Annotated in this window: 17 protein-coding genes; 9 read left to right on the top strand and 8 right to left on the bottom strand. The window is 66.9% G+C overall.

Translation table 11 applies throughout. From position 1 onward, the window contains the following. Positions 1 to 8: 8 nt before the first annotated feature. Genes B841_RS02090 through mshA form a run of 4 tightly spaced genes read right to left on the bottom strand, consistent with a single transcriptional unit; the run spans position 9 to position 4,012 of the window. Positions 9 to 695 (bottom strand): response regulator transcription factor, encoded by a 687-nt coding sequence (locus B841_RS02090; RefSeq protein ID WP_041631698.1) that lies wholly within the window; start codon positions 693 to 695, stop codon positions 9 to 11. Continuing rightward, the gene (locus B841_RS02085; protein WP_020933830.1) at positions 673 to 1,938 is read right to left on the bottom strand and encodes a sensor histidine kinase; all 1,266 of its coding nucleotides are present in this window, start codon (positions 1,936 to 1,938) and stop codon (positions 673 to 675) included. The genes B841_RS02090 and B841_RS02085 overlap by 23 nt, the downstream gene beginning before the upstream one ends. A 3-nt stretch (positions 1,939 to 1,941) precedes the next feature. Next, positions 1,942 to 2,691 carry a phosphoglyceromutase gene (locus B841_RS02080; RefSeq protein ID WP_020933829.1) on the bottom strand — a complete coding sequence of 250 codons (750 nt, stop codon included), beginning with the start codon at positions 2,689 to 2,691 and terminating at the stop codon, positions 1,942 to 1,944. Positions 2,692 to 2,743: 52 nt separating this feature from the next. Next, positions 2,744 to 4,012: a D-inositol-3-phosphate glycosyltransferase gene (gene mshA / locus B841_RS02075; RefSeq protein WP_041632009.1), complete on the bottom strand. Its 1,269-nt coding sequence runs from the start codon at positions 4,010 to 4,012 to the stop codon at positions 2,744 to 2,746. Between the two features lie 119 nt (positions 4,013 to 4,131). On the opposite strand from mshA, the gene B841_RS02070 reads away from it, so the two are divergent. From B841_RS02070 to B841_RS13260, 5 genes are all read left to right on the top strand, one after another. Next, positions 4,132 to 5,850, top strand: coding sequence for a long-chain-fatty-acid--CoA ligase (locus B841_RS02070; protein ID WP_020933827.1), 1,719 nt, complete (start codon positions 4,132 to 4,134; stop codon positions 5,848 to 5,850). Positions 5,851 to 5,999: 149 nt separating this feature from the next. Then, on the top strand, positions 6,000 to 6,173 hold the full coding sequence (locus tag B841_RS13970; protein WP_020933826.1) for a hypothetical protein: 174 nt from the start codon (positions 6,000 to 6,002) through the stop codon (positions 6,171 to 6,173). A gap of 23 nt (positions 6,174 to 6,196) precedes the next feature. After that, positions 6,197 to 7,816, top strand: coding sequence for an FAD-dependent oxidoreductase (locus B841_RS02065; RefSeq protein WP_020933825.1), 1,620 nt, complete (start codon positions 6,197 to 6,199; stop codon positions 7,814 to 7,816). A 28-nt stretch (positions 7,817 to 7,844) separates the two neighbouring features. Further along, the gene (locus tag B841_RS02060; protein WP_020933824.1) at positions 7,845 to 8,105 is read left to right on the top strand and encodes a metal-sensitive transcriptional regulator; all 261 of its coding nucleotides are present in this window, start codon (positions 7,845 to 7,847) and stop codon (positions 8,103 to 8,105) included. 105 nt (positions 8,106 to 8,210) lie between these two features. Further along, positions 8,211 to 8,936 (top strand): RDD family protein, encoded by a 726-nt coding sequence (locus tag B841_RS13260; RefSeq protein ID WP_020933823.1) that lies wholly within the window; start codon positions 8,211 to 8,213, stop codon positions 8,934 to 8,936. Positions 8,937 to 9,317: 381 nt separating this feature from the next. On the opposite strand, the gene B841_RS02050 is transcribed toward B841_RS13260, so the two are convergent. Beyond that, entirely contained in the window at positions 9,318 to 9,956 is a 639-nt protein-coding gene (locus B841_RS02050) for an HD domain-containing protein (RefSeq protein WP_020933822.1), read from the bottom strand. A 258-nt stretch (positions 9,957 to 10,214) separates the two neighbouring features. Next, positions 10,215 to 10,730, bottom strand: a complete 516-nt coding sequence (locus B841_RS02045) for a DUF421 domain-containing protein (protein WP_052337788.1) — start codon at positions 10,728 to 10,730, stop codon at positions 10,215 to 10,217. Between the two features lie 238 nt (positions 10,731 to 10,968). On the opposite strand from B841_RS02045, the gene B841_RS02040 reads away from it, so the two are divergent. From B841_RS02040 to B841_RS14205, 3 genes are all read left to right on the top strand, one after another. Continuing rightward, on the top strand, positions 10,969 to 20,010 hold the full coding sequence (locus B841_RS02040; protein WP_020933820.1) for a type I polyketide synthase: 9,042 nt from the start codon (positions 10,969 to 10,971) through the stop codon (positions 20,008 to 20,010). A 356-nt stretch (positions 20,011 to 20,366) separates the two neighbouring features. Next, positions 20,367 to 20,888: a hypothetical protein gene (locus B841_RS13805; protein ID WP_156844664.1), complete on the top strand. Its 522-nt coding sequence runs from the start codon at positions 20,367 to 20,369 to the stop codon at positions 20,886 to 20,888. 75 nt (positions 20,889 to 20,963) lie between these two features. After that, positions 20,964 to 21,128, top strand: coding sequence for a transposase (locus B841_RS14205; RefSeq protein ID WP_084481948.1), 165 nt, complete (start codon positions 20,964 to 20,966; stop codon positions 21,126 to 21,128). Between the two features lie 57 nt (positions 21,129 to 21,185). Here B841_RS14205 and B841_RS02035 read toward each other — a convergent pair. Continuing rightward, positions 21,186 to 22,450 (bottom strand): IS3 family transposase gene (locus tag B841_RS02035; RefSeq protein WP_404825473.1). Its coding sequence is split into 2 segments (ribosomal slippage): positions 21,186 to 22,096 and positions 22,096 to 22,450, totalling 1,266 coding nucleotides; the frame shifts between segments, so codons are not numbered across the junction. A gap of 236 nt (positions 22,451 to 22,686) precedes the next feature. Here B841_RS02035 and B841_RS02025 point away from each other — a divergent pair. After that, on the top strand, positions 22,687 to 23,223 hold the full coding sequence (locus B841_RS02025) for a hypothetical protein (protein ID WP_041631696.1): 537 nt from the start codon (positions 22,687 to 22,689) through the stop codon (positions 23,221 to 23,223). Between the two features lie 34 nt (positions 23,224 to 23,257). Here B841_RS02025 and B841_RS13800 read toward each other — a convergent pair whose 3' ends face one another. Beyond that, positions 23,258 to 23,425, bottom strand: a complete 168-nt coding sequence (locus B841_RS13800) for a hypothetical protein (RefSeq protein WP_020933816.1) — start codon at positions 23,423 to 23,425, stop codon at positions 23,258 to 23,260. Between the last annotated feature and the right edge of the window lie 12 nt (positions 23,426 to 23,437).

The following is a 23,437-nucleotide window of genomic DNA, read 5'->3' as shown; positions in this document are numbered from 1 at the left end:
TTTTCCGCCTAGGCCTCGAACTTGTAGCCCAGGCCGCGGACGGTGACCAGCTGGCGGGGGCGGGAGGGCTCTTCCTCGATCTTGGAGCGCAGGCGCTTGACGTGCACGTCGAGCGTCTTGGTGTCGCCCACGTAGTCGGCGCCCCAGATGCGGTCGATGAGCTGGCCGCGGGTGAGCACCCGGCCGGCGTTGCGCATCAGGTACTCGAGCAGGTCGAACTCCTTGAGCGGCATGGGCACCGGCTCCCCGCCGACGGTGACGGTGTGGCGCTCGACGTCCATGCGCACGCGCCCGCCCTCGAGGATCTGGTCGTCCTCGACGATCTCTTCCTCCTCGCCGCCGCGGCGCAGGACCGCGCGGATGCGGGCGATGAGCTCGCGGGAGGAGTACGGCTTGGTGACGTAGTCGTCGGCGCCGAGTTCCAGGCCGACGACCTTGTCGATCTCCGAGTCACGGGCGGTGACCATGATCACCGGCACGTTCGAGGTCTGGCGCAGCTGCTTGCACACGTCGGTGCCGGACATGCCGGGCAGCATCAAATCCAGCAACACGATGTCGACCTGGTGGCGGTCGAATTCCTCCAACGCGGTCGGCCCGTCGCCGGCGAGGAGCACCTCGAACCCCTCCTTACGCAGGAGGAACGCCAGCGGATCGGCCAACGATTCCTCGTCCTCAACGATCAGGATGGTTGTCATGCTGTAAATCCTTTCGACGCGTAGTCACTCGCGACACTGCCTTGCGTAGCGCCTGGCCGGACGTGGTCTCGTTCTCAGCGTCGGCCGTCTCCGGCTCGGGCTGAGGCTCAGGCCGGTGGATCGGCAACTCGATGGTGAAGGTGGAGCCCGTGCCGGGACGGGACCATAGCTTGATACTACCGCCATGATTCGCCACGACGTGTTTGACTATCGCCAAGCCCAGCCCGGTGCCGCCCGTGGAACGCGACCGCGCCTTGTCCACGCGGTAAAACCGCTCGAAGACGCGCTTCTGATTCTCCGGGGCGATGCCGATGCCGCGGTCCGTGACACGGATGTGGACCACGTCGTTGACCACCTTCTGCGACACCGACACCGGCGCCGACTGCGGCGAGTAGTTGATGGCGTTGGACACCAGGTTCGACACCGCGGTCACCAGCAGGGAGCGATCACCGAGCACCTGCACCCCGGAGCTGGCGCCCATGGCCAGGGTGATGCCCTCGTTTTCGGCGGTCAGCTGGTTGCGGGAAAACGCCTCGGCGATGACGTCGTCGACGGCGATGGGGTCCATCTCCGGCAGGGCCTCGGCGCCCTGGAGCTTCGACAGCGCGATCAGCTCGCTGATCATCTCGCCCATGCGGTGCGACTCTTTGAGCAGGCGGGAGCCGAAGTACTCCACGTGCTCCTGATCGCCGGTGTCCTCCAGCAACGCCTCGGCCAGCAGGCTCATGCCGCCGACCGGGGTCTTCAGCTCGTGGGAGACGTTGGCCACGAAGTCGCGGCGGGCGGACTCCATGCGCACGTTCTCGCTCTCATCCGCGCCGTAGACGATGGCGAACCGGTCGTCGACCAGCGTCAGGGGCTTGACGATGGCACGCACGTGGCTGACCCGGTTGCCGGTGCGGCGCTTGGGCACCTGCAGATCCAGGGACCGGGTCTCCTTGTCTGCGAAGACCCGCTGCGCCAGCTGCCAGACCTCGGGGTTGATGTTGCGGTCGTGCACGATCGCCATCTCGTGGGCGCGGGCGTTCGACAGGACCACTTCCCCGCCCTTGTCCAGCACCGTCACCCCGGTCAGCGATCCCTGAATCGCCAGGTGCAAGACCTGGCTGATGGTGGTGACCTGGTTGTCTTCCAGCGTGGCGGAGGAGCGCATGCGCACGTACCGGCGGCGCCCCCACAGCACCGCCGGCACGATGACCAGCGTCGCCACGACGCCGGCCAGAAACGCGAGCAACGAGTTCACGAGTTACTGCTTGGACCCCTGGCTGGCCACGGCGGCGGCGCCGGCTTCGGCGGCCTCCGGGTCGAGGTAGGTGCCGCCCGGGTTGACGACGGAGCCGTCGGCGGCGATCTCGTAGATCAGCGGCATGCCGGTCGGGATGTTCAGGCCGGCGATCTCGTCGTCGGAGATGTCGTCCAGGTACTTGACCAGGGCGCGCAGGGAGTTGCCGTGCGCGGCGAGCATGACGTTCTCGCCCTTCTGCGCCCGCGGCAGGATGTTGTCGGTGAAGTACGGCACGAAACGCTCGACGACGTCCTTGAGGCACTCGGTCCGCGGCACCTCCGGCAGGTTGAAGTAGCGCGGGTCGCCGGTCTGCGAGTACTCGTTGTCCGGGTCGATCTCCGGCGGCGGGGTGCCGTAGGAACGGCGCCAGATCATGAACTGCTCCTCGCCGAACTCCTCGCGGATCTGCGCCTTGTCCAGGCCCTGCAGCTTGCCGTAGTGACGCTCGTTGAGGCGCCAGTTGCGCACCACCGGGATCCAGTGGCGGTCGGCGGCGTTGAGCGTGATGTTCGCGGTGCGGATCGCGCGGCGCAGCAAAGAGGTGTAGACGACGTCCGGCAGGACGTCCTTTTCCTGCAGCAGCTTGCCGGCGTTGACGGCCTCCGCCACGCCCTGCTCGGTCAGGTCGACGTCGACCCAGCCGGTGAACTGGTTGGACTTGTTCCACGTGCTCTGGCCGTGACGGACCAGAATAAGCTTTCCGTTGGTCATGCCCTACACCTTGCCACGTTAGGCCCCGACCCGCCTGCTTTTGCCGCGTGTCCTACCCCTCCGCGCGGCGCTGGTGGCAATCCGGCAGATCGAGCGCAACCGCCTCGTCGAAGACCTCCGCCAGCCGCCCGGCGGACGCGGCCCAGCTGAAGGTGGCGGCGTGGGTGACGGCGCGCTCGCCCATCTCGATGCGCAAGGGGTCGTCGTCCAGCACTGTGGCCAGCGCGTCCGCCCAGGCCGTCGCCCCGTGGCCGTCGACAAGCAAACCGGTGACGCCGTCCTCGACGGCGATCGGCAGCCCACCCACCCGGGCCGCGACGACGGGGGTGCCGGTGGCTTGGGCCTCCATGGCCACCAGACCGAAGGACTCGTTGTAGCTGGGCACCGCCACGATGTCGGCCGCCTGGTACACGGCGACGAGCTCCTCCGGCGGGCGCGGGTCCAAAAACCGCACGCGGCGCTGCACCCCCAACTCCCGCGCCAGCTCCGGATACGTGTCCGGCGCCGACGACGACCCCGACGCCCCGCCGCAGATCACCACGCGCAGGTTCCGGTGCGGGTCGCGCTCGAATAACTCGGCGACCGCCCGCAACAGCACCTGCGGGCCCTTGAACTCCTGCAGCCGGCCGACGAACGCGACGACCTTGGAATGCAGCGGAATCCCCAACTGCCGGCGCGAACGCTCCGTGCTGCGCTCCGACTCCGCCCCCGGCGTGAACAACTCCGTGTCCGCGCCCGGCGGGACGATGCGGATCTTCGCCGACCCCGCGTCGTAATGGCGCACCATGTCCGCCAGCTCCTCCTCGGTGTTGACCACCAGCAGATCGGCGTTGTCCACCAGCTGCTGCTCGCAGATGCGCCGCGCCTCCGACTCCGGGGTATCGCCCGCGGACAGGTGCGCGTTCTTCACCGCCGCCAACGTGTGCGCGGTGTGCACCAGCGGAATCTCCCACAGATCACGCAGCAGCCAGCCCACCTGCCCAGACAGCCAATAGTGCGAGTGAATCGCGTCGTAGGCCAGGTAGTGGCAGCGCACGTACTCTAAGATCCCGCCGGCGAACGCGGCCAGCTGCGTCGGCAACTCCTCCTTCGCCAGCCCCTCGTACGGGCCGGCGACCACGTTGATCACCCGCAGCCGCTGCTCCACCTCCACGACCTCGCCCTGGCTGGGGCGGGTGGCCCGGGTGAACACGTCCACCGTCACACCGCGCCGGGCCAGCTGCCGGGCCATGTTCAAGACGTAGACGTTCATGCCCCCGGCATCGCCCACGCCGGGTTGTTCCAGCGGCGAAGTGTGCAGTGAAATCATGGCGACGCGCATGCCCCACATAGTAGATGGCGGCCCGGAATGGCCGCGCGCTTCGTCGCTATACTGGGCAGAAGCAGACGACCTGACCATCAACCCGGGGCGCGAGAGCCCGCACGAGCGGAGGAACAACCGTGTCAGCATTCGAGACCGAGGCATGGCTCAAGAGCTATTCGGAGTGGACGCCACACTCGCTGGACTACGGCGCAACGACCCTGCTCGACGTCTATGACAACAACGTGGCCATCAACGCCGCCAAACCCGGCACCTGGTTCTTCGGACGCACCCAGACCTGGGGCGAGGTGGACAAACTGGTCGGTCGCGCGGCCGCCGGGCTGCGCGCCTTCGGGGTACGCCCCGGCGACCGGGTCGCACTCGCCCTGCCGAACTGCCCGCAGCACGTCGTGGCGTTTTGGGCGGTGCTCAAGCTGGGCGCCACCGTCGTCGAGCACAACCCGCTGTACACGGCGCATGAACTGCAGGACCCCTTCGACAACCACGGCGCGCGCGTGGCCGTCGTGTGGGACAAGTCCGCCCCCGTCTTCGAGACGCTGCGCGAGAGCACTTCCTTGGAGACCATCGTGTCGGTCAACATGATCGAGGCGATGCCGAAGCTGCAGCAGCTGGCGCTGAAGATCCCGCTGCCGAATCTGCGGGAATCGCGCGACGCGCTGCACGCCCCCGCCCCGAACACGGTGCCGTGGGAGGCGTTGATCGGCACGGCCATCGGCGGCGACGGCGAGGACGTCGTCTCCGACCCGTCGGTGACCACGGACACCATCGGCGTGATCATGTACACCTCCGGCACCACCGGCAAGCCGAAGGGCGCGCAGCTGTCGCACGGCGCGCTGTACGCCAACATCCTGCAGGGCAAGTACTGGGTGGAGGGCTTGGGCGACGAGCAGGAGCGCATGCTCGCCGCGCTGCCGTTCTTCCACGCCTACGGCCTGACCATGGTGCTGACGCTCTCCGCGCTGATCGGCGGGGAAATGGTGATCGTGCCGTCGCCGAAGATCCCGCTGATCCTCGAGGCGTTCAAGAAGCGCTCGCCGACGTGGATGTCGGGCGTGCCCACGCTGTTTGAAAAGCTCATGGAGGCCGCCGAGGAAAAAGGCGACGCCGACGAGCTCAAGAGCGTGCGCAACACCTTCTGCGGCGCGGCGACGATGCCGCCGGAGATCGTGGCGAAGTGGGAGCGGCTGACCTCCGGGCTGTTCGTGGAGGGCTACGGACTGACCGAGACGTCCCCGATCCTCATCGGCACCCCCATGAACGACTCCCGCAAGGTCGGCTACATCGGCGTGCCCTTCCCCGACACCGAGATCCGCATCGTCAACCCCGAGGACCCCGACGAGGTCATGCCCGACGGCACGGAAGGCGAGATCCAGGCCCGCGGCCCGCAGATCTTCTCCGGCTACCTCAACAACGAGGAGGCCACCGAGGAAGCCTTCCACGACGGCTGGTTCCGCACCGGCGACGTCGGCGTGATGGACGAGGACGGCTTCGTCAAACTCGTCGCCCGCATCAAGGAAGTCATCATCACCGGCGGCTTCAACGTCTACCCCGCTGAGGTGGAGGAGGCGCTGCGCGAGCACTCCGACATCGAGAACGTCGCCGTCGTGGGCCGCCCCCGGGAGGACGGTTCCGAGGACGTCGTCGCGTGTGTCACGCTGCGCGAGGGTGCGGTCATCGACCCGGAGGGGTTGAAGGAGTTCGCCCGCGGGCGCCTGACCCGCTACAAGGTGCCGCGCACCTTCTATCACTTCGAGGAGTTGCCGGAGAACCTGATGGGCAAGATCTCCCGCCGCGAGGTGCGCGACGAGCTGGTCAAGCGCATCAGCGCCGAGGGCTGATTCTTCGTCCGCCCCAAGTCCCGCCTCTTCCGTGTGAGGGGCGGGACTTTTTGTCGTTTCGGGGCGGCGCACCCTTGCCACCTGATACCCCCTAGGGTATATTGACGGTTACCCCACACCGCAAAGGCATCCACGAGAGGACCCTCCCCATGTGCTACCCCGTCACCTGCGCCACCTGCGCCAAAACCACCTGGGACGGCTGCGGACGCCACGTCGACGCCGTCAAAGCCACAGTCCCCGCCGACCAGTGGTGCACCTGCCCCCGCGACGCCGCGCCCACCCCGGGCCTCGGCGCCAAACTCGCCGGTCTCTTCCAGCGCTAACCCCACCCAAGGAGAACATCCCCATGACCACCACTGTCATCGTCGGCGGCGTCGCCGGCGGCATGTCCACCGCCACCCGCCTGCGCCGCCGCGACGAAAAGATGGAGATCATCGTCGTCGAAGCGTCCGGCTATGTCTCTTTCGCCAACTGCGGCCTGCCGTACTACCTGGGCGACGTCATCGAAGATCGCGATGAGCTGCTCCTGCAGTCCCCGGAGTCACTGAAGGCCCGGTTCAACCTGGACGTGCGCGTCAACACCCGCGCCAGCGACATCGACCGCGCGGCCCAGACCATCGCGTTGACGAACACGCTGACCGGCGAGCGCGTCACCCAGGCCTACGACCACCTGGTGCTCTCCCCCGGCGCGGCGCCGGTGACCCCGAACATTCCCGGCATCGAAAAGGCGCACACGCTGCGCACGGTCGAGGACGTCGACCGGATCACCGCGGCGTTGGCGGGCATGGAGACGGCGGCGCTGATCGGCGGCGGGTTCATCGGCCTGGAGCTGGCGGAGAACCTGGCGCACCGCGGGATCGACGTCACGGTGCTGGAGTTCTCGGAACAGATCATGGCGCCGCTGGATCCGGAGATGGCGATCTACGTGCAAAGGCACCTGGAGAACAACGGCGTCACCGTGCTCACCGGCGCGGACACGGTGAACATCACGGACAAGCAGGTCGAGCTTCGCGACGGCCGCGTCATCCCCGCCGACCTGGTGGTCGCGGCGATCGGCGTGCGGCCGGCCTCGGAGTTGGCCGCAGAGGCCGGCCTGGAGGTCGGTGAGCGCGGCGGCATCGTCGTCGACGATGCGCAGCGCACGAGCGACCCGGCGATTTTCGCGCTCGGTGACGCCGCGGAGAAGCGCGACGCGGTCTCGGGCGACGCCACGCTGGTGCCGCTGGCGCAGACCGCGAACCGGCACGGACGTCTGATCGCGGACGTCATCACCGGTCGCAAGACGACCTCGCAGAAGACCCTTGGCACCGCCATCGTGGGGGTCTTCGGGCTGCAGGCCGCCTCGGTGGGCTGGAGCGAGAAGCGGGCGCGTGCCGCCGAGCGCGATATCCGCGTGATCCACCTGCACCCGCAGGATCACGCGGGTTACTACCCCGGCTCCTCGCAGATCCACCTGAAGCTGGTCGTCGACGCCGCCGACGACGCGATCCTGGGCGCGCAGGTAGTGGGCGAGGCCGGCGCGGACAAGCGCATCGACGTCATCGCCACCGCCATGCGCGGCGGGCTGACCGCCTCCGACCTGGCGGACCTGGAGCTGGCGTACGCGCCGCAGTTCGGCTCGGCGAAAGACCCGGTGAACATGGCCGGGTTCATCGCCGACAACCTGGCCAACGGCGAGAAGACCGCCCAGTACCACGAGGTCGAGCAGGCCGTCGCCGACGGTTGGACGCTGGTGGACGTGCGCTCCGAGGGCGAATTCGCCCGAGGCACGATCCCGGGCGCGGTCAACATCCCGGTCGACGACCTGCACGGGCGTATGGATGAGCTGGCGGATCAGAAGGTCCTGGCGTTTTGCCGGGTCGGGCAGCGCGGGCATGTGGCCGTGAGCCTGCTGGAGAACTCAGGCGTCGAGGCCGCGAACCTCGACGGCGGTTACCTCACCTGGTCGGCTGTTAACATTCATTAATCACCGTTCATAGATTAGGAGCGCAGCCATGCAACTCGACCCCGCTGAGATCAAACCGGCGGCCACCCGCCTGAAGCGGGCCCGTGGCCAGCTCGACGCCGTCATCCGCATGATGGAGGAAGGCGAGGAGTGCGAGGACATCGTCACGCAGCTCTCAGCCGTGTCCACCGCCGTCAACCGCGCCGCCTACCTGGTGGTCTCGACGGGGATGCGCAAGTGCATCACGGAACAGGGCCCGGACTCGCTGGACGAAAAGCGCCTGGAGAAGATCTTCTTGTCCCTCGCCTGATTCTCCCCGGCGCCGGGGGCGAAGAAGATTTACGGCGGCGGATCGTTTACCGTTTGACGTAGCAGTGAAATCTTCGGATTTTCTCCCCTTAGAAAGGCCTCGAACATGTCCCACCCCCAGAACCCGGGCGGTAACCCGTTCGACGAGAATGACTCCCGGCCCGGCCCGCCCGACTACAACCGCGGCAACAATTACGACCCGTACTCCCACCCGGAGAACTCCCCGTATTCGCCCTACGGGCACGATCCCTTCGGCGCCCCGGGCTACGGCGGCAACCAGCCGGGGTACCCGACCAACAATTACGGCGGGCCGAACTACGGCACCCCGATGGCGAATCCGACGTACATGAACCCCGGCGCCCCGAACGCCGCCGGACCGTGGCGTCGTCTGCTCGCGTATATCCTCGACTCCATCGTGGTCGGCATCCTCGGTTCGATCCTCGCCAGCATCTTCTTCACGATCCCGACCCCGCCGCAGGCGGACACGGAGGCGGAGATCAACCGTTTCCTCACGGACCTGACGTCCTTCAGCGCTTCGATGACGGTGTTCTCGGCGGTGCTGTTCTTCTTCTACGCCACGTTCTGCCAGACCACGAACTTCCAGACACTGGGCAAGCGCGCGGTCGGGATCCGGGCGGTCGACGCCGACGGCCAGAGGTTGCCGGTGCTCAAGTCCGCGCTGCGTAACGTGTGGTTGTTGATCCCGGCCATCCCGTTCTTGGGATGGGCCTCGAACCTGGTCGGCATCCTGATCTTCATCTTCGCCTTCATGGGCGACAAGACCCAGGGGCTCAACGACAAGTGGGCCAAGACCCGGGTGCTCACGCGTTAACCTGACATCCGTCACGCTTGTCGACGCCGGCCTCCCTGCCAGGCAGGGAGGCCGGCGCTTTGTGTTGACCGGGTGGCGCGCCGGGCAGTGCAATTATCTGCACTCCGATTCGTCTACAGCGCCCACCATCCCTACTCGGGGCAATGAAATGTGCACGCCTGAGTCACCGGCAGCTTGGGAGCCGAACAAAGGATAGCGGTGCACCGCAGGGCTCGGCCGGGACAGCCAAGAGGGCGACTCCGCGCAATTATGCGCCACAAGCCGAAAATCTTCCCACCCTTAGGCGCCCCTGCGCCCCACTGTGGGCACGATCTCGTCACTCTGCGGGCTGCGAACACTACCCCGCAGATCTTTTTCCACAGCTGGCCCGCAAACGGTGACCTACTCCGGCCAGTCGCTGTTTTTGACGACCTCGACGAAGTCACCGCGTTCGAAGCCGGGGAGGAAGTGGGCGAGCACGTCAGCCTTCACGTTGCCGAAGGTCGTCTCCGGACGGTGCTTGAGCCCCTCGGTGAAGGCGGCGAGGATGCCGTTTTTGAAGTCTGGGCGCGGGTGCGCGGCCACGACCTCGGCGCGGGTGGCGTCGCTGACGGTGTCGAAGTCGACGCCCATGACGTCATATTCCACGCCGCGGGTGACCAGGGCGATCTCCGGTCCCATGTGCAGCGGGATCTCCGGGGTGGTGTGCAGCGCGATCGCCGTCCACACGGTGTCAGCTTTCTCGTCCGACAGGCCGTTGTCCAAGAGGAACTTCCGGGCCTCGTTGGCGGCGTCGATCTCGAAGCGCTGGTCGTTACTCCGGTATTTCTCCGTCAGTCCCAGGTCGTGGAGCATGGCCCCCACGTACAGCAGTTCGGGGTCGTAGTCGACGCCGTCGCGTTCGCCTCGCAAAGCGCCGAAGAAGAAGGTGCGGCGGGAGTGGTTGTAGATCAAGTCATTGGTGGCGTCGCGGACCAAGGCGGTGGCGTCTTTGGCCAGCGTTGAGTCGGGGACGGTGATGCCGGCAATCGTTTCACCCATGGGAAGTGCTCCTAAACAAGTGTCGGGTTCACGTTCCTTCCCCATTGTGGCCACGCGATCGTAGGAAAACATGTCATTTCAGCCAACCAGCACAGGAAATCCGGCGCGCGGCCAGCTCAGTGAGGGGTTCCGAGACTGCCGGCGATTCTGCACGTGCAGAAAGTTAATGCCTCGCCGACAGGCAGACGTGTCGCCCCCGCCACTTCACCGACCGACTCACGTGAGCCCCATTTTCTGCAGCTGCAGAAAACACCGGCCTCACTTCAGCAGTTCCGCGCCCACCACGTCCTGCAGCGCCGCCTGGTCGAGGGGTTGGCCGACGCGGAAGACGGAGATGTCCCCGGTGGGTTCGGCGATCACGGCCTGGGCCTCCGACAGAGAGCCCACTCCGGCGCGGCGCAGCAGGGAGTGCACGTCGCGGGAGGTCAGGCGGGTGCGCCGTAGTGCGGCGGTGACGATCTCCCCCTGGGCGACGATGAGCACGGGGCTGCCCTGGAGCAGAGCGCGGAAGCCGCGGGTGGAGCGCAGTCCGCCGAAGATGGCCTCCATGACCATCAGGGTGGCCAGGCCGATGACGCCGGCGGCCAGCGACGGCGGGTGGCCGATGACCACGCGGCCGGCGACGGCGCCGAACATGACCAGCACGACGGCGTCGAAGATGGTCACCTGCGCCAGCACCCGCGGCGTGAACACGCGGACGAGGAGGAGGAAGGCCAGGTAGATGCCGACGGCGGAGAGGATGACCACGGGGATGCGGTGCGCCTCGATGCCCATTTCGCCGGCGGCGTAGTTCAGCCAGTGCTTGAGTTCTGTCACGGGTGTGGACTCTAGGTCATCTCCCCCAAAAAGTGGGTGGTCGGGAGGTACTGGCTCGGCGGCAAAACGCCCACCACCGTTATACATTCGTAATTCTCACCACATTGGCAGGAAGGTTTTAAACTATCTACGCGCCCGTAGGTTACGGTGGCGTAGTCGAAAGCTATTGTTCAGCAAAGTAAGGACCTCGTCCCCCATGTCTTTGACCCCCCTGCTCGCCATGGATCGCCCCGCCCTGCTGTTTGCGGGCCAGGGTTCCCCGTGGCAATCAGTGCTCACCAACGCCGCCGCCAGCCACCATTCGGTCGGTCGACTGGCTGAGGCCCTCGCAGAGGCCCGCGCCACCACCGGCCCGGTGGCCCGCACCATCGCTTCCACCGTCCCGGGCGCCCTCGAGCGCCTGGAATCCCTGCTCGAGGCGGACGCCGACGCGACCGCCCTCGACATGGACGCCCACCCCGCGGTCAGCGTCCCGGGCATCGTCTTGGGCCAGATCGCCGCGGTCGACCACCTGCGCGACCTCGGCCTGGACCTAGCCGAGGCCGAGCTCGTCGGCCATTCCCAGGGCTCCCTGGGCGTGGTCGCCGCGCGTCAGCCGAAGCAGGCCCTGGCCTTCGCCGTGCTCATGGGCACCGCCGCCAGCCACGTCGCCGGCGCCACCGACCCGCGCGCCCGCATGCTCAGTGTGCGCGGCCTGCCCCGCGCCGTCGTCGCCGAGCTGATCGCGGAGATCGACGGCGTCGAGATCGCCGTGACCAACGGCCCGACCCACGTCGTGCTCTCCGGCGCCCCGGAGCAGCTGGCCGCCGCCGAAGAGGCCATCACCGCCGACTCGGAACTGTTCAACGCCCAGCTGGAGGACGCCCTGTTCGGCGGCTCCCCGCGCGAGCCGCTCTTCGACGCGCTCCCGGTCGCCTACCCCTTCCACCACTCCGGCAACCAGGCCGCGGCCGATCTCGCCGCGCAGTGGGCTGAGCAGTGCGGGATCACCTTCGATGGTGTGACCCCAGCCGAATTGGCCAACGCCATTTTGGTCGAGTCCCATGATTGGCCCGCCCAGGTCAAGGACCTGCGCGAAGCCGGCGTCACCCACGCCCTGGCGCTGGACGGCGGCCTCGGCCGCATGACCGAGAAGCTGCTGGGCGGCACCGGCGTGGCCGTCGTGCCCGCCGCCACCGCCGCCGAGCGCGACCACCTGGCCACCCCGGGCGCCGAGCTGCCGGAGGCCACCGACTACGCGGACTACGCCCCGCGCCTGGTGACCCTGCCGGACGGCAAGACCTACACCCAGACCCGCTTCTCCACCGCGACGGGCCTGTCCCCGATCGTGCTGGGCGGCATGACCCCGTCCACCGCCGACGCCGGCATCGTCGCAGCGGCGGCCAACGCCGGTTACTGGACCGAGCTGGCCGGCGGCGGCATGTACTCCGACGAGGTGTTCACCAAGCACAAGGACGACCTCGTCGAGCTGCTGGAACCGGGCCGCACCGCCCAGTTCAACACCATGTTCTTCGACCGTTTCCTGTGGAACCTGCAGTTCGGTCAGGCCCGCATCGTGCCGAAGGCCCGCGCCGCCGGCGCGCCGTTCAACGGCGTGACCATCTCCGCGGGCATCCCGGAGGTCGAGGAAGCCACCGAGCTGCTCACGCAGCTGCAGGACGACGGCTTCCCGTACATCGCCTTCAAGCCGGGCACCACCAAGCAGATCCGCGACACCCTGAAGATCGCGGCAGCCAACCCGGACACCTACGTCTTCATGCAGGTCGAGGACGGCCACGCCGGTGGCCACCACTCCTGGACCGATCTGGACGACATGCTCATCCAGACCTACGCGGAGACCCGCAAGCACCCGAACGTCTTGCTGATGGTCGGCGGCGGCATCTACTCCCCGGAGCGCGCCGCCACCTACGTCACCGGTACCTGGGCCGAGCAGTACGACCTGCCGGCGATGCCGGTCGACGCCGTGTTCATCGGCACCGTCGCCATGGCCGCCAAGGAGGCCACCGCCACGGATTCCGTCAAGGAACTGCTGGTCAACACCAAGGGCGTCAGCCCGGACGACAACAACGGCTGGGTCGCCCGCGGCACCGGCGCCGCAGGCGCCGCGTCCTCGCAGTCGCACCTGCTGGCCGACATCCACGAGCTGGACAACTCGTTCGCCGCCGCGTCGCGCTTCATCACCTCGCTGGACTTGGAGGACTACGACGCCCGCCGCGACGAGATCATCGAGATGCTGGCCAAGACCTCCAAGCCGTACTTCGGCGACGTGGAGAAGATGACCTACGCCGAGTGGGTCAACCACTTCGTGGAGCTGGCCCACCCCTTCGTCGACCCGACCTGGGACGACCGTTTCCTCGACCTGCTGCACCGCGTGGAGGCGCGTCTCAACGAGGCCGACCACGGCCAGATCGAGACCCTGTTCCCCGGCGTCGAGGACGTCGCCGACGCCCCGGCCGCCGCGAAGAAGCTGCTGGACGCCTACCCGCAGGCCGCGGAGTTCATCGTCTCCCCGCGCGACGCCGCATGGTGGATCCAGCTCAACCGCAAGCACGTCAAGCCCATGCCGTGGGTGCCGGCCATCGACGGCGACCTGCCGGTCTGGTTCGGCAAGGACACCCTGTGGCAGGCCCAGGACGAGCGCTACACCGCCGATCAGGTCCGCATCATCCCGGGCCCGATGGCGGTCGCCGGCATCACCCAGAAGAACGAGCCGGTCGCCGACCTGCTCGCCCGCTACGAGTCCGGCTCCACCGAGGCCCTGACCGCCGCCGGCGCACAGCCGGAGAAGCAGTACTCCCGCCTGGCGGACGCCGCGGACGCCGCGGAGTTCATCAAGGCCGCCCCGACCATCGTCTGGCACGGCCACCTCATGGCCAACCCGGCCTACGAGATGGACGAAGACGCCTACGACCTGATCCAGGACGAGGACGGCCTGTGGTCCATCCGCATCACCGCGGACTCCTACTGGGACAACCTGCCCGAGGAGCAGCGCCCGTTCTACGTGCGCGAGGTCACCGTGCCGCTGGATCTGCCCGATTCCGTGGCCACCGGCGCCTCCCCGGTCGTCTCTGACGAGCGCCTCCCGGACTCCGTCTTCGCCCTGCTCGAGGGCCTGGCCGGCGTCGGCTCGATCTCCGAGAACGGCGACCACATCGAAGAGATGCCGCAGATCATCGAGGGCTCCGAGTCCGCGGACGCGCCCTTCGGGATCGCCAAGTACTCCTTCACCTTCGCCCCGGAGCTGCTGACCGCGCACACCGCCGTCACCGGCGCCGCCCTGGGCACCGTCGATCCGGGCACCCCGGACGTGCTGGTCGGCCCCTGCTGGCCGGCCATCTACACCGCGCTGGGCTCCGGCCAGCTCGAAGACGGCTACCCCGTCATCGAGGGCCTGCTCAACGCCGTGCACCTCAACCACGTCGTCGACGTGCGCCGCCCGCTCGAAGAACTTGCCGACGGCCGCACCATCGACGTCACCTCCAAGTGCACCGCCATCGCCGAGTCCTCCTCGGGCCGCATCGTCACCGTGGAACTCGAGCTCTTCGACCGCGAATCCGGCGAGCTGGTGGCCACCCAGATGCAGCGCTTCGCCATCCGCGGCCGCGCCCACGGCACCGACACCCCGGTGCCGGCGCCGGAGTGGGGCGGCGGCAAGTCCGCCGACAAGGTCGAGGCCACCCCGCGTTCGTTCATCGACCGCGCCGTGGTCACCGCACCGAGCGACATGACCCCGTTCGCGCTGGTCTCGGGCGACTACAACCCGATCCACTCCTCGTACAACTCCGCGCAGCTGGTCAACCTGGACGCCCCGCTGGTGCACGGCATGTGGCTCTCTGCCACCGCCCAGCACCTGGCGGGCAAGCACGGCACCGTCGTCGGCTGGACCTACTCCATGTACGGCATGGTCCAGCTCAACGACGAGGTGGAGATCACCGTCGAGCGCGCCGGCCGCAAGGGCATCCACAACGCCTTCGAGGTCACCTGCCGCATCGACGGCGAGGTCGTCTCCGTCGGCCAGGCGCTCATGGCGCAGCCGAAGACCGCGTACGTCTACCCGGGCCAGGGCATTCAGGCCGAAGGCATGGGCGAAGGCGACCGCAACGCGTCTGCCGCAGCACGCGAGATCTGGAACCGCGCCGACCGCCACACCCGCGACGCACTCGGCTTCTCCATCCGCCAGATCGTGGACGAGAACCCGACCGAGCTGAACGTGCGTGGCACCACCTTCAAACACCCCGAAGGCGTGCTGCACCTGACGCAGTTCACCCAGGTCGCGCTCGCCGTCGTCGCCTACGCCCAGACCGAGCGTCTGCGCGAGGCCGACGCCCTGGCGTCGAACTCCATGTACGCCGGCCACTCCCTCGGCGAGTACACCGCCCTGGCCTCGCTGGCGAACATCTTCGACCTCGAAGCCGTCATCGACGTGGTCTACTCCCGCGGCTCCGCCATGGGCACCCTCGTCGACCGCGACGAGCACGGCCGCTCGAACTACGGCATGGGCGCGCTGCGTCCGAACATGATCGGCGTCGCCGCCGACGAGGTGGAGGACTACCTCGCCCAGGTGTCGGAAGAGACCGGCGAGTTCCTGCAGATCGTCAACTACAACATCAAGGGCCAGCAGTACTCCATCGCCGGCACCAAGGCCGGCCTGGCCGCACTGAAAGCCAAGGCCAACGCCGTCCGCGACCGTGCATTCGTCACCGTCCCGGGCATCGACGTGCCCTTCCACTCCTCCGTGCTCAAGCCAGGCGTGCCGGCCTTCGCCGACAAGCTCGACGAGCTGCTGCCGGAGGAGCTGGATCTTAACGCCCTGGTCGGTCGCTACGTGCCGAACCTGGTCGCCCGCCCGTTCGAGCTGACCGACGACTTCATCGACGCCATCGGCGAATCCATCGCCCCGGCCGTCCCGTCCGAGCGCCTCAACGGCAAGAAGGTCGCCGACTTCGCCGACGACAACGCCCTGGCTCGCGTGCTGATCATCGAGCTGCTCAGCTGGCAGTTCGCCTCCCCGGTGCAGTGGATCGACACCCAGTCGCTGCTGTTCGGCGAGGTCGAGCAGATCATCGAGGTCGGCCTGGCCGCCTCCCCGACGCTGACCAACCTGGCGAAGCGTTCCATGGCCGTCGAGGGCGTGGACCTGCCGGTGCTCAACGTCGAGCGCGACCAGGACCGCGTCATGCTCGCCGACGTCCAGGAAGCCCCGGTCGTCGAAGACGACGTCGACGAGGCGCCGGAAGCCCCGGCCGCCGCCGCGGACACTTCTGCGACCGTCACCGAGGCCGCCCCGGCCGCCACCCCGGAGCCCGCTGCCCCGGCAGCCCCGGCCACCGGCGGCGGCTCCGGCGCCGACGCCCCGGACCTGGGCTTCAGCGCCGCAGACGCCATCATGGTGCTCTTCGCCTTCCAGAACAAGATCCGCCTGGACCAGATCAACGACTCGGACACCGTCGAGGAGCTGACCAACGGCGTGTCCTCGCGCCGCAACCAGCTGCTGATGGACATGTCCGCCGAAATCGGCGTGCCCGCCATCGACGGCGCGGCCGAGGCCGACGTGGCCACTCTGCGCGAGCGCGTCAAGACCGCCGCCCCGGGCTACTCCCCCTTCGGCTCTGTCCTGGGCGAGGCCGTCACCGCGCGCCTGCGCCAGCTCTTCGGCGCCTCCGGCCACAAGCCGGCGCACGTCGGCGAGCGCGTCACCGGCGCCTGGTCGCTGCCCGCCTCCTGGGTCGGCCACGTCGAAGCCGAGATCCTCATCGGCTCCCGCGACGAGGATTCCGTCCGCGGCGGCTCCCTGGCCACCGTGCCCACGACCGCCTCCTCCAAGGCGGACGTGGACGGGCTCATCGACGCCGCCGTCCAGGCCGTCGCGGCCCGCAACGGCGTCAGCGTCTCGCTGACCTCGGGCGGATCCGGCGGTGGCGGCGGAGTCGTCGACTCCGCGGCGCTCAACGAGTACGCCGAGTCCGTCACCGGCGCCGACGGCGTGCTGGCCACCGCGGCCCGCACCGTCCTCGACCAGCTGGGACTGACCCCGAAGACCGAGTCCAGCGAACCGCTGGACACCACCGTCATCGAGGCCGTCGAAGCCGAACTCGGCTCCAACTGGGTCGACCTGGTCACCCCCTCCTTCGACGCCAACAAGGCCGTGCTCTTCGACGACCGCTGGGCGATCGCCCGCGAGGATCTCGCGCGCGTCTCCCTCGGCCAGAAGGACCTGCCGGCCTCCCGCTTCACCGGCACCGGCGAGACCGTCGCCGCGCAGGCAAAGTGGTACGCCGACAACGGCGCCAAGGACCCGGCGCTGATGGAAGACATCGCGAAGGCCGCCCTGGAGGACTTCGAGGGCGAGTACGCCGGTGACGTCGCACTCGTCACGGGTGCTGCGCCGGGTTCCATCGCCACCGCCCTGGTCGAGCGCCTGCTGGAAGGCGGCGCGACGGTCATCATGACCGCCTCGCGCGTCTCCCAGTCGCGCAAGGAGTTCGCCCGCAAGATCTACGCCGAGCACGGCGCCATGGGCTCCGCCCTCTGGCTGGTCCCGGCGAACCTGTCCTCCTACCGCGACATCGATTCCCTGATCGACTGGATCGGCAACGAGCAGAAGGAGTCCGTGGGTAACGAGGTCAAGGTCACCAAACCGGCCCTGACCCCGACCCTGGCGTTCCCGTTCGCCGCACCGAGCGTCTCCGGTTCGCTGGCTGACGCCGGCCCGGCCGCGGAAAACCAGACGCGTCTGCTGCTGTGGTCCGTCGAGCGCACCATCGCCGGGCTGTCTGAGCTGGCGCAGCAGGCCGTGGACACCCGTGCCCACATCGTCCTGCCGGGCTCGCCCAACCGTGGCATGTTCGGCGGCGACGGCGCCTACGGCGAGGTCAAGTCCGCCCTGGACGCCATCCTGGCCAAGTGGTCCGCCGAGGCCGGCTGGCCGGCCGGGGTGACCCTGGCCCAGGCCAAGATCGGCTGGGTTTCCGGCACCAACCTGATGGGCGGCAACGACGCCATCATCCCGGCCGCCGAAAAGGCCGGCATCCACGTCTGGACCCCGGAGGAGATCTCCTCCGAGCTCATGACGCTGGCGTCCGCGGAGACCCGCGCGAAGGCCTCCGAGGCGCCGGTCGAGGCCGACCTGACCGGCGGACTGGGCTCCACCCCGGTGTCCATCACCGAGCTGGCCGCCCAGGCCCGCGAGGACGCGGCCGACGATCCGGCCGAAGGCCCGGACTTCGAGGTCGAGCCGGTCACCATCCCGGCCCTGCCGAACGTCGACAACCCGACCCAGGTCACCGGCGTCGAGGTCGGCGAAGTCACCGCCGACCTGGACGACATGGTCGTCATCGCCGGCGTCGGCGAGGTCTCCGCGTGGGGATCCGGCCGCACCCGCTTCCAGGCCGAGTACGGCATCCAGCGCGACGGCAGCGTCGAGCTGACCGCCGCCGGCGTGCTTGAGCTGGCCTGGATGATGGGCCTGGTCGAATGGAACGAGGACCCGAAGCCGGGCTGGTATGACGCCGACGGCTCCGAGATCGCCGAAGAGGACATCTACGACCGCTTCCGCGATGAAGTCGTCGCCCGCTCCGGCGTGCGCACCCTGACCGACAAGTACCACCTCGTCGACCAGGGCTCCATCGACCTGACCCAGGTCTTCCTCGACCGCGACATCACCTTCACCGTCGCCGACGAGGCCGAGGCCCGCGACATCGAGGAAGCCGATCCGGACTTCACCGAGGTCGTCGAGGTCGACGGCGAGTGGACCGTCACGCGCAAGCAGGGCGCCACCGCGCACGTGCCGCGCAAGGCCACCCTGTCGCGCACCGTCGCCGGCCAGATGCCGGACGACTTCGACGCCACCAAGTGGGGCATCCCGGACCACATGGTCGACTCGCTCGACCGCATGGCCCTGTGGAACCTGGTCACCGCCGTCGACGCCTTCATCAACGCAGGCTTCTCCCCCGCCGAGCTCCTGCAGACCGTCCACCCGCTGGACGTCGCCACCACCCAAGGCACCGGCATCGGCGGCATGGAGTCCCTGCACAAGGTCTTCGTCACCCGCTTCCTGGGTGAGGAGCGCCCGGGCGACATCCTGCAGGAAGCCCTGCCGAACGTCGTCGCCGCGCACACCATGCAGGCCCTGCTGGGCGGCTACGGCTCCATGATCCACCCGATCGGCGCCTGCGCCACGGCCGCGGTCTCCATCGAGGAGGGCGTGGACAAGATCAAGCTGGACAAGGCCGACTTCGTCATCGCCGGCGGCATCGACGACGTCCAGGTCGAGTCCCTGGTCGGCTTCGGCGACATGAACGCCACCGCGGAGACGAAAGCGATGACCGACAAGGGCATCGACAACCGCTTCATCTCGCGTGCGAACGATCGTCGCCGCGGCGGCTTCCTCGAGGCCGAGGGCGGCGGCACCGTGCTGCTGGTCCGCGGCTCCGTGGCCGCGGAGATGGGCCTGCCGGTCCACGCCGTGGTGGCGCACGCCGCCTCCTACGGCGACGGCGCGCACACCTCCATCCCGGCCCCCGGCCTGGGCGCTTTGGGCGCGGGCCGCGGCGGCACGCGCTCCAAGCTGGCGAAGTCGCTGAAGTCCCTGGGCCTGACCCCGGACGACGTGTCCGTACTGAGCAAGCACGACACCTCGACCAACGCCAACGACCCGAACGAATCCGAGCTGCACTCCATCCTGTGGCCGGCCATCGGGCGCAACCCGGACAAGCCGCTGTACGTGATTTCCCAGAAGTCGCTCACCGGCCACTCCAAGGCAGGCGCCGCGCTGTTCCAGACCGGCGGACTGATGGACGTGCTGCGCACCGGCACGCTCCCGCAGAACGCTTCCCTGGACACGGTGGATCCGCTGATCGAGGAGAAGTCCAAGAACCTGGTGTGGCTGCGTGCCCCGCTGGCACTGGGTGAGGGCGCCGTGAAGGCGGCCGCCCTGACCTCCCTGGGCTTCGGCCACGTCGGCGCCCTGGTGGTCTACGCCCACCCGTCGACCTTCGAGGCCGCGGTCGCCAACACCGGCCTGGACGTCGACGCGTGGCGGAAGAAGGCCACCGAGCGTCTGCGTGCCGGCTCCGCCCGCATGCAGGCCGGCATGATCGGCCGCGCCCCGCTGTTCCAGCAGATCGACGGCCGCCGCTTCCCGGAGGAAGGCGCCCACGAAGCAGAGATTCACCTCCTGCTCAACGAGGACGTCCGACTCGGCGAAGACGGCGTGTACCCGGCGGCACCGGAGGCTTAAGGGCCTGCAGCGTTGAGCTGGGTCCGCTGCCGGTGAGCGGGTTCAGCCACGAGTACGTGGCTGGGCCGCTCGCTGAGTGAGTCGCTTCCCCGGTACTGCGAGAGAAGCCTGAACCGCCTCCCGGCCCCTGTAAGGGGTTGGCAGGCGGTTTGGTGTTTTGAAAAGGGTTGTGAGACGGGTGCGGGCTGGTATAGAAACCCTGGCTGTAATGGTGGCGGCCTGCGCCCAGTTCACTTCTATTAAATTAATCGAAAACGTGGGTGTGTGGGCTTGCCCGCTCTTGAGAAGGTCAATCAGCCACAAAACAGGGTGAGGAAATCCGCGTAATCTGCAGGTGATGTGTATATTCTCCTGCCATGGAGAAATTGTGGGATCACCTGGCCTCCGAGCCAGCTGCTCTTATCGGCGGTGGTTTTGCGCTCCTCGTTGCCGTAGTCAACATCTTGTATGATATCTGGCGCCGTCGAGAGGATCGTAAAGCGCATTGGGGTGAGTTGGAACGGCTAGATTTAAGACAGGACAGGGGGCAAGCGAATTTAGTCTCAGTTGCTGTTGATGATATGGGGTTTGAAAATTCACGATCACATTACATCGTGGTTGTGAATGAGGGGGAAGAACCGGTTACTGAGGTCAGAATTAAATCCGCTAACCCTAATGTGAAGATTCAGCCCTTAAAGCTAGACGATAAGAACATTTTCTGGGAGGACAGCGAGGAAGAACTTGTCCTAGGCATGCTCCGGCCAAATAGTTTAGGAAACGCACGGGTTGAGGGTGCTGCATCAAATGCAGGAGTGTGCCCTGTCGTGAGATTTCGGCTTCCATCAGGACGGCTCTTTGAACATCGGAATGGTTACGCCCAACCACTTAAAGAGGATTAGGGACTGTCCTATAAGTCCGGGCTGCGTCGGTGTGTCAGGAAGCTGTCCGGTGTAAGCAAGAGTTGACTAAAGAACATGGTTGGCTGTGGTGAACTCACCGATAAAGCCTGGGGACGCATCGCCTCGCTGCTGCCGGACAAACCCGGCGGCAGACGTTGGAGCGATCACCGCCAGATGATCAACGCGATCGTATGGAAACTGGCTCTTCCGGTTCCGGAGTGCGTAGTCGGCGCTGAGTGATGTTCCGGGGTGACACGACATGGGGGTGTCCCCCGATTAGTGAACACGCGGGATTGATCAAGCAGCAGGTGCCACGGTAACAACCGCAGCCGTGTCTTCGAAAGCCCTCGGTGACAGGTAACTGATCCCGGAGCGCCGACGACGCGTGTTATACCTCGTGATCCACCGGAACACCTCCCGCCGACACTGCACCGACGACACCCAGCCACCAGAACCTTGCAGCGTCTCTCGCTTCAGCGAGGCGTTGAACGACTCGGCCATCGCATTATCCGCACTTGAGCCGATCCGGCCCATCGACTGGCGGATCCCCAGCTGTATGCAGGTGTCCTGGAACGCTGATGAGGCGTAGACGCTGCTGTGGTCGCTGTGAAATATTGCTCCGTCCATCGCGCCCCGTGTCCGGGCCGCGTCCTTAATCGCGTCCTGAACGAGGCTGGTGCGCATGTGGTCCGCAAGCGAGTAACCGACCAAGCGTCGGGAGTGCACGTCGATGACCGTGGCCAGGTACATGAAATCTCCTTTTCCGCAGGGCAAGTAGGTAATATCGCCGATATAGAGCTGGTTACAGTCCTCGGCGGTCAAGTCTCGGCCGACGAGGTCGTCAAAGACCTTCGCGTCTTGGTCCGGGATGGTGGTGCGCTTGCGTTTGCGCAGGTTCACCCCGACGATCTGATGCTGGCGCATGAGCCGCTCAATGCGTTTGTGATTGACCGGCGTGGGCACATGCTCGTTGATCTCAGCGTGCATGCGGCGCACCCCGATCGTGGCGTCGAACTCGTCGTGGTAGTCCCGCATCTGTACCACCAACACCTCATCGGCGTGCTGGCGTTGCCTGCGGGCAGACTTGCCGTCCCGCCACTTATAAAAGCTTGAGCGGTTCAGATTCAGGACATGGCACAGCCGCTTCACCGAGTAGGTGGTGGCGTAGTCATCAACGAACTGGAAGCGGCTCACCAGCTCGTCTCTCCCGCGAAATACTTCGCGGCCTTGCGTAAGATGTCGCGCTCGGTGGAGAGCTTCTGGGTCTCCGAGCGCAGGTGCTGGACTTCTGTGCGCAGGCGCAGCAGCTCGTCGGTGGGGTCTTCGGCGGTGCGACTCGACTGGATGCCGCGGGCCTTGCGGGCGGCGTAGACCCAGTTCTTCAACGTGGCCCGGCTGATCCCCAGATCTGCTGAGATTGAGCTGAAGGAAGCCCCTTCTGTGGTCTCGTAGAGCCGGACGGCGTCCGTCTTGAACTCATCGGTGTAGGTGTTTTTCGCCCATGGTGGTTTCTCGCATTCTCCGGCCCATTCTGGGCCGGGGTCAGCGTGTCCACCAAACAGGGGACAACCTCGTCAGGGCGTGTGGTTGGGTGGGGTCGTAGTTGATGATCATCGCCCGGGTACGCGGCGGAAGAGAGTTGGTCATTCCTCCTACGGTGGCAGAGCCCGACTGGCGTCGGTGTGCACGAAGTGGTGAGACATGATGTTCACGATGTCATGAGATCGTGTGTCCATGATGTCGTGAGACAGGGCATACGAAGCCTTAAGACTCAGTGTCTGTGATGTGATGAGATCCAGTGTCCACGATGTACCGAGGTTCCACACCGGATAGACCCGTCGGCGCTACCGAATACCTCGTCGTAACACGGTGGGCCTATGACCAGTTCGGCCAGGACGTCTACCACGTCACCGACTACACCCACCCGTGGGACACCTACGAGGGACAGTCCGTGATCGTCCTCGACGAATTTTATGGTGACCTGAAATGGGGCCAGTTCTTGCCTGTCCTCGATGGGCATCTGTTGTTGTTGCCTGCTCGCTATTCTGATCGCCCAGCTCTGCACACTCGGGTGGTCGTCATGTCGAATAAGCCGCTGTGGGAGCAGTACACGAAGATTCCGGCTGACATGTGGGGCGCGATGACGCGCCGCTTTCATCATGTGTGGAAGATGACCGGCGAACCTTCCCGCCCGATTCTTGAGGCATCCCGCGCCGATATCGATTCGTGGATTGAACATCGTCCGCAGACGATTACCCTCCCGCCTGATGATGACGTCGGCCGGGAAAACCTCAACGGTGCTCGCGTGGTCGACCTTGACGGTCGACCATTGTGATCGTCTTCGCCCGGTTCATACCGGCGGCGTCGGTTCAGTCTTCGACGAGCATCACATCAAGTGGGGTGACACCTAAACATGCGGTTGCGAGATCTGACAGGTCGACGGTCTCCGGGTCCAGGTGCTCGAGCAGGGCGTCGACGAGTTCGGCGCGAGTGTGGGCGATGAAGCAGTGCGTGTCGGTGTCCAGGAAGATGGTCATGTGACTTATTAG

The organism is Corynebacterium maris DSM 45190, from assembly GCF_000442645.1.
GTDB lineage: Bacteria > Actinomycetota > Actinomycetes > Mycobacteriales > Mycobacteriaceae > Corynebacterium > Corynebacterium maris.
This window is presented reverse-complemented; position numbering and strand designations above follow the sequence as displayed.